Annotated in this window: 6 protein-coding genes; 3 read left to right on the plus strand and 3 right to left on the minus strand. The window is 71.1% G+C overall.

Features of this window, described 5'->3' with window-relative positions; all coding sequences use genetic code 11:
* Nucleotides 1–36: 36 nt before the first annotated feature.
* Nucleotides 37–1,062: a septation protein SepH gene (sepH, locus tag ACFWP5_RS51155; protein ID WP_384173900.1), complete on the minus strand. Its 1,026-nt coding sequence runs from the start codon at nt 1,060–1,062 to the stop codon at nt 37–39.
* Nucleotides 1,063–1,533: 471 nt separating this feature from the next.
* On the opposite strand from sepH, the gene ACFWP5_RS51160 reads away from it, so the two are divergent.
* Nucleotides 1,534–2,250, plus strand: a complete 717-nt coding sequence (locus ACFWP5_RS51160; RefSeq protein ID WP_384173903.1) for a hypothetical protein — start codon at nt 1,534–1,536, stop codon at nt 2,248–2,250.
* Here the strand turns inward: ACFWP5_RS51160 and ACFWP5_RS51165 are convergent.
* Both ACFWP5_RS51165 and ACFWP5_RS51170 read right to left on the minus strand, forming a co-directional pair.
* The gene (locus tag ACFWP5_RS51165; protein ID WP_384173906.1) at nt 2,174–3,493 is read right to left on the minus strand and encodes a D-arabinono-1,4-lactone oxidase; all 1,320 of its coding nucleotides are present in this window, start codon (nt 3,491–3,493) and stop codon (nt 2,174–2,176) included. The two genes, ACFWP5_RS51160 and ACFWP5_RS51165, sit on opposite strands and share 77 nt — an antisense overlap.
* Entirely contained in the window at nt 3,453–4,697 is a 1,245-nt protein-coding gene (locus ACFWP5_RS51170) for an MFS transporter (RefSeq protein WP_384173909.1), read from the minus strand. Before ACFWP5_RS51170 ends, ACFWP5_RS51165 begins: the two co-directional genes overlap by 41 nt.
* Nucleotides 4,698–4,923: 226 nt before the next feature.
* Here ACFWP5_RS51170 and ACFWP5_RS51175 point away from each other — a divergent pair, with 226 nt between their 5' ends.
* Both ACFWP5_RS51175 and ACFWP5_RS51180 read left to right on the plus strand, forming a co-directional pair.
* Entirely contained in the window at nt 4,924–6,051 is a 1,128-nt protein-coding gene (locus ACFWP5_RS51175; protein WP_384173912.1) for a ferrochelatase, read from the plus strand.
* Between the two features lie 8 nt (nt 6,052–6,059).
* Nucleotides 6,060–6,875, plus strand: a complete 816-nt coding sequence (locus tag ACFWP5_RS51180) for an inositol monophosphatase family protein (protein ID WP_384173915.1) — start codon at nt 6,060–6,062, stop codon at nt 6,873–6,875.
* The last annotated feature ends 239 nt before the right edge of the window (nt 6,876–7,114 follow it).

Below are 7,114 nucleotides of genomic sequence, written 5' to 3' on the forward strand. Positions count from 1 at the left end.
GCGCGGGCCCTCCTCGTCGTACGAACAACTGACGTACTACTCCTGCTTTTTCCTGCGCGTCCCGAAGACGATCTCGTCCCAGCTCGGGACCGCCGCTCTACGGCCCGGGCGGACGCCGTCCGCTTCGGCCTGGCGGTCGGTGGAGCCGATGAGCCGGTCGCGGTGGGCGCCCACGGAGCGGGGCATCAGGACGTCCGCGTAGGCCGAACCGGCCGAGGCGGCAGGGGCCGGGGGCTCCTCCGCCTCCGGTTCCACGGCTGGCTCCTCCGGGGGCTCCGAGGGGCGCTCGGGAACCACCATGTCGCCGCGGAAGCTCGGTACCGCTTCCAGGAGGCTGGTCAGCGAGTCGCGCTCGCTCTCCTCGACCGGCTCGGGCGACGGCAGCGCGGGACGCTCCGGGCGCTCCAGGGCGCGGTCCAGTGGGCGGTCGCGGGGCAGCCGGGCGATCCGCGGCACGAACGGGAAGCTGGGCTCGGGGGTGCTGGCGAGATCGTCCGACTCACCGATCAGCGAGCGCGCCTCGTCGTCGACGGCCTGGACGAGCCGCCGGGGCGGGTCGTACGTCCAGCTCGCCGAGTGCGGTTCGCCCGCGACGACGTAGACCAGGAGGACTTCCCAGGTGCCGTCGTCGCGGCGCCAGGAGTCCCACTGGACGGTGTCCTTGTCGGCGCCGCGCAGCGTCAGTCGCTCCTGGACGGCCTCGCCGAGTTGGGGTCCCGCGTTCTCACCGGGGCGGCGGACAGGGGTCTTCCGGGCGCGCTCGGCCATGAAGGCGCGCTCAGCGAGGACGGGGCCCTCGAAGCGCCGTACTCGGTCGACGGGGATACCGGCTAGTTGGGCGACTTCCTCCGCGGAGGCGCCGGCACGTATACGTGCCTGGATGTCTCGGGGGCGGAGATGGCTCTCCACCTCGATCTCGATCTGGCCGAGGCGGGGACGGTCGCCGCGTACAGCGGCGCGCAGACGCTCGTCAATCGGAAGCGTGTACTCCGTGCTGTCCGCAGCCTTCAGCACCAGCCGTGTGCCGTCGTTAGAGACGGCCACGACACGCAGTTCGGGCATGGGAACCTCCCGGGTGGTGCCTGCCGACGTCACGTGCGTCGCTGCTTCCGCTAGTCGAGTGTGGCCTGCCCGGGTGCAGCCTGCCACAACCTTGCCGAGTTGCCCGGCGTGTCGGGCGCGGGCCCTGACTCGCCGTTATGGCACGGTTACCTATTCGCAACGCTAAGTGACCAACCGCGTCACCCTGTGCAACTGGCCCTCTGTGGGCGGCCCGATGAGGTCCCGGACGCCCTGGCAGGAGACCACACCCAGGGCTCGCAACAGTACTCCATTTGGACCACGTGCGTGGATTGGCACGCCGCCCATCTTCTTGCGGCAGGCGGGACTTGGCGGTCCGGCGCGGGGTTCGCGCGATCTTGAAAGTGGCGTACTTCACGCAATAGCCGGAAACGGAACTATTGGTTTCGGCCGTACGTCCCTTTGTCGTATAGATAGTTGATCAGGTACGGGAAAGGCAGGCTAGAACCCGGAATGCGTGTAAGGCCCGATGTCGGTAAGAAGCGGATCGATCTGAGCGTCCCTCAAGTCGCGGGCAGTGCGGTGGCGGCGGTGGTGGCCGCCAAACTCGCCTCCTACTTCGGGGTCTACGGCACGATCCTCGGCGCCGGCGTCGTGAGCGCGATAGCCACCTCCGGAGGCTCCGTCTTCCAGCACTTCTTCAGCCGGACCGGCGCACAGCTCCGGGAGGCGACGGTCACGGCCAAGGCGCCGGAGCAGACCCCCGCGCCCCCGGGCCGGTTCACGGAGGGCACCGTCTACCGCGCGCGGGTGGGCAGTTGGAAGCGCCCGGTGCTCGCCGCGGCCCTCGTCTTCGGGGTCACCATGACCGGGATCACCGTGTACGAGCTGGTGTCCGGCGACAGCTTCAGCGGCGGCAAGGGGACCACGGTCAGCGCCGCCGTCACCGGCCACGACACGTCGTCGCCCCCGAAGTCCGGTGACGACGGGCCGAGTCCGGCCGAATCCCCGTCCGGCTCCCCGAACGGTTCGTCGGCCCACCCGGAGACGTCATCCGGCTCGACCGACGGCGGCGGTGCGACGTCCAGTCCGACCCCGACACCCAGCGCTTCGGACGGCGGCGGTACGCCGACGCCCACGCCGAGCGCGTCGGCTACTGACCCAGCACCCTCCGCAAGTAGTCGTTCTGGAACCGGCGATCAGGGTCCAGTCGATCCCGCAGCGCCGTGAACTCGCCGAAGCGCGGATAGACCCCGGCGAAGTACTCGGCGTCCCTGGTGTGCACCTTGCCCCAGTGCGGCCGGCCCTCGTGCGCGGTGAGGATGCGCTCGGCGGCGGTGAAGTACGCCTGATAGGGCGTGCCCTTGAACATGTGCACGGCGATGTAGGCGCTGTCCCGGCCGGAGGCGGTGGACAGGGTGATGTCGTCCGCCGGAGCGGTGCGGACCTCCACCGGGTAGCTGATCCTGAAGTCCGAACGGTCGACCATCGCCTTGAGTTCCCGCAGCGTGTCCACCAGGGCCGCGCGCGGGACGGCGTACTCCATCTCGACGAACCGCACCCGGCGGGGCGAGGTGAAGACCTCGTAGGGGATGTCCGTGTACGTCCGGGTGGACCAGGCGCGGGTGGAGATCTGGGCGATGGTCGGAATGCTCGCGGGCGCCGCGCGGCCGACCCAGTTGGCCACCTGCCAGAGGCCGTTGGCCACGAACTCGTCCTCGAACCAGCCCGCCAGGGGCTTCACGGGCCGCGCCGGGCCCGCGCTGCGGTTGTTGCGCTTGGTGTTGGTGGACGCCGTGTGCGGGAACCAGTAGAACTCGAAGTGCTCGTTCTCGGCCCAGAGTTCGTCGAAGCGCCCGGTGACCTCGTCGAAGGTCATCGGCTCCTCGCGGGCCGTGAGCAGGAAGACGGGTTCCACGGCGAAGGTGATCGCGGTGATGATCCCTAGGGCGCCGAGGCCGACGCGGGCGGCCGCGAAGACGTCGGGGTTCTCCTTCGCGGAGCAGGCGAGCACCGAGCCGTCGGCGGTGACCAGCTCAAGTCCCCTGATCTGGGCGGCGATCGAACCCGACTCGCGGCCACTGCCGTGCGTGCCGGTGCTGGTCGCGCCCGAGACCGTCTGCTCCATGATGTCGCCCATGTTCGTGAGCGACAGACCCTCGCGCGCGAGAGCCATGTTGAGTCTCTTGAGCGGGGTGCCCGCCTCGACCGTGACCGTCAAGGCATCGCGATCAATGGTGCGGATCCCGGTCAACAGTTGAGGGCGGATCAACACACCGTCCGTGGCGGCGATCGACGTGAAGGAGTGCCCGCTACCGACGGCCTTCACCGTCAGACCGTCCTCACCGGCCCTCCGTACGGCCGCGGCCAGTTCCTCGACGGAGGCGGGCGTGACCTCCCGCGCGGGCCGGGACGCGACCGTACCGCCCCAGTTACGCCACATGCCGTTCTTCGCGCTCGCTGTGGTGCTCAACGGTGCCTCCCCGACCCGGCGCCGGTCTGTTGAGCCGGCGGTACCCGAGGAAACCCACCGCGACCGCGACGGCACCGGCGACGACCGGAACCCCGTACCCGGCACGCGCGCCGGCTGCGTCGATCACCCAGCCGGCGACGGAAGAGCCGAGCGCGACCCCGACCGCCAGGCCGGTGCTCACCCAGGTCATGCCCTCGGTGAGCTTCGCGCGAGGTACGTGCTCTTCTATGAGGGACATCGTCGTGATCATCGTGGGTGCGATGGACAGGCCCGCAAGGAACAGCGCCACGGCCAGAAGCGGCAGGTTTCCGACCAGTAGGAGGGGGATCATACTCACGGCCATCGCGCATATGCCCAGCAGCCATCGACGTTCGGGGGCTCCCCGGAAGCGCAGCAGCCCGAACACGACTCCCGCCGCGCAGGAGCCCGCCGCGTACAGGGCGAGCACCACGCTGGCGCCGGCCTTGTGGCCCCGCTCGTCGGCGAACGCGACGGTGACCACGTCGACCGCCCCGAAGATCGCCCCGGTCGCCACGAAGGTGGCCACCAGGACCTGGAGACCGGCCGTCCGCAGCGCCGAACCACCGCCCTTGTCCCCACGCGCGCGTGGGTGCGGCGCGGGCTCGGTGGCGCGCTGGGCGGTCAGCCAGAAGACACCGACCGCCAGGAAGCAGGCGGCGAGCAGGGGACCGGCCTCCGGGAACCACGCCGTGGACAGTCCGATGGAGATGATCGGCCCGAAGATGAAGCACACCTCGTCGACCACGGACTCCAGGGAGTACGCGGTGTGGAGTTGCGGGGTGCCCCGGTACACGGCTGCCCAGCGCGCGCGGACCATCGCGCCCAGGCTCGGCACCGATCCGATGCCGGCGGCGCACACGAACAGCACCCAGTCCGGCCACTCGAAGCGGGCGGCCAGCAGCAGCCCGGCCGCCGCGGTCAGCGCGACGAGCGTCGCCGGCCGCAGCACCCGCCGCTGCCCGTACTGGTCGACCCATCGCGAGATCCGCGGCCCGATCGCGGCGGCGGCCAGCGCGATGGTCGCCGACAGCGCGCCCGCGAGCCCGTAGCGCCCGTTGATCTGGGAGATCATCGTGACCACGCCGATGCCCATCATCGACAGGGGCATACGGCCGAGGAACCCCGCGGCGGAGAAGCCCTTGGAGCCGGGTGCGGCGAACAGGGCGCGATAGGGGCTGGGCACGGTTTCTCCGGTCGGAAAGGAGCAGGGGGCGGATCGGTAGTGATGCGGTGGCGGCTCGGTAAGGTGCGAATGCGGCTGATACAGCTTACGAGCAGGTCGGCCCCGATGCACCCGCCCGTGACGCGCGTGGATCTCCGCCCGGATCTTCGTTCAGATCTCCATTGAGGCCTCCGTCCGGCACCCCGCCGTTTCCCGGCTGTCAGTGACGGGTGGCAGGATCGGAGGCATGCCAGACGTGCTCGATGCCACCCCCTACGACGCCCTGCTCCTGCTCTCGTTCGGCGGCCCCGAAGGCCCGGACGACGTGGTTCCGTTCCTGGAGAACGTGACGCGTGGGCGAGGCATCCCCAAGGAACGCCTCAAGGAAGTGGGGCAGCACTACTTCCTGTTCGGCGGGGTCAGCCCGATCAACGACCAGAACCGCGCCCTCCTGGACGTCCTCCGCAAGGACTTCGCGGACCACGGCCTGGACCTGCCGGTCTACTGGGGCAACCGCAACTGGGCCCCGTACCTCACGGACACCCTGCGCGAGATGGTCGCCGACGGCCGCCGCCGCATCCTGGTCCTTGCCACCAGCGCCTACGCCTCGTACTCGGGCTGCCGCCAGTACCGGGAGAACCTCGCCGACTCCCTGGCCGCCCTTCAGGCCGAGGGCCTGGACCTCCCCAAGGTCGACAAGCTGCGCCACTACTTCAACCACCCCGGCTTCCTGGAGCCGATGATCGACGGGGTCGTCGCGTCCCTCGCCGAGCTCCCCGAGGACGTCCGGGACGGCGCGCACCTCGCCTTCTCGACCCACTCCATCCCGATCGCCGCAGCCGACAGCTCCGGCCCGGTCGAGGACCACGGAGACGGCGGCGCGTACGTCGAGGAGCACCTGGACGTGGCCCGGCTGATCGCCGACGCCGTCCGCGAGCGCACCGGCGTCGACCACCCCTGGCAGCTCGTCTACCAGTCGCGCTCCGGCGCTCCGCACATCCCGTGGCTGGAGCCCGACATCTGCGACCACCTGGAGGAGCGCCACGCGGCCGGCGTCCCCGCGGTCGTCATGGCACCGATCGGCTTCGTCTCCGACCACATGGAGGTCCTCTACGACCTCGACACGGAGGCCAAGGCCAAGGCCGGGGAACTGGGCCTGCCCGTACGCCGGTCGGCCACCGTGGGCGCCGATCCGCGCTTCGCCGCCGCCATCCGCGAGCTGGTCCTGGAGCGCGCCGCCGTCGAGAGCGGGCGGCAGGTCACACCCTGCGCCCTGGGCGCGCTCGGCGCCGGCCACAACCTCTGCCCGGTGGGCTGCTGCCCGGCCCGCGCCCCCCGCCCCGCCGCCGCGGGCGCCGACAGCCCCTACGCCTGAGGAGCGCCGTGACCGACCCCGTGCACCAGGAACTGCTCGCACTCGCCCAGGAGGCCGCCCACAAGGCCGGCGCCCTGCTGCGGGACGGCCGCCCGGCCGACCTCGCGGTCGCGGCCACCAAGTCCAGCCCGATCGACGTCGTCACCGAGATGGACATCGCGGCCGAGAAGCTGATCACCGACCTGATCTCCGAACAGCGCCCCGATGACGGCTTCCTGGGCGAGGAGGGCGCTTCCGTCACGGGCACCAGCGGCGTCCGCTGGATCATCGACCCGCTCGACGGCACGGTCAACTACCTGTACGGACTGCCCACTTGGTCCGTCTCCATCGCCGCCGAGCTGGACGGCGAGACCGTCGCCGGGGTCGTCGCGGTCCCGATGCGCGGCGAGACGTTCCACGCGGTGCTCGGCGGCGGGGCGTGGGCCACGGGCGCGTGGGAGGGCGAACGCAGGCTCGCCTGCCGCCCCGCGCCGCCCCTGGAGCAGGCGTTGGTCTCGACCGGCTTCAACTACGTCACCGAGGTCCGCGCCCACCAGGCCGACGTGGCCCAGAAGTTGATCCCCCTGCTGCGCGACATCCGGCGCGGCGGCTCCGCCGCGGTCGACCTGTGCGACGTGGCCGCAGGCCGGCTCGACGGCTACTACGAGCGGGGGCTGAACCCGTGGGACCTCGCAGCAGGCGACCTGATCGCCCGTGAGGCGGGCGCCCTGACCGGTGGACGCCCGGGAGAGCGCCCCGCACGCGATCTGGCGATCGCGGGCACCCCGGGCGTCTTCGAGCCCCTCCAGCGGCTGTTGGAGGACTTCGGCGCTTGGCACGACTGACGTGAGTGGTCGAGGAGCCTGGGCCGGTGTGGCGAAGGCCGGGTGCCTGGGCCGGTGTTGAGTTCGTGCCGCGTGGGTGGGCCCGTGTTGATCAGGCACCCACGCGCGCACCTCTTTTGGTTCGGTCGCCTTCGGGGCGCCGGGAGCCGGTGTCGAGAGCCCCACCGTGCTCTGCGCTTCGCGGCTCCGCGCTCCCTCCCGCACGGCTTCGCGCGAGCGGGTGGGGCCCCCCGACTCTC

The sequence above is a fragment of the Streptomyces sp. NPDC058469 genome, from assembly GCF_042721125.1.
Taxonomy (GTDB): Bacteria; Actinomycetota; Actinomycetes; order Streptomycetales; family Streptomycetaceae; genus Streptomyces.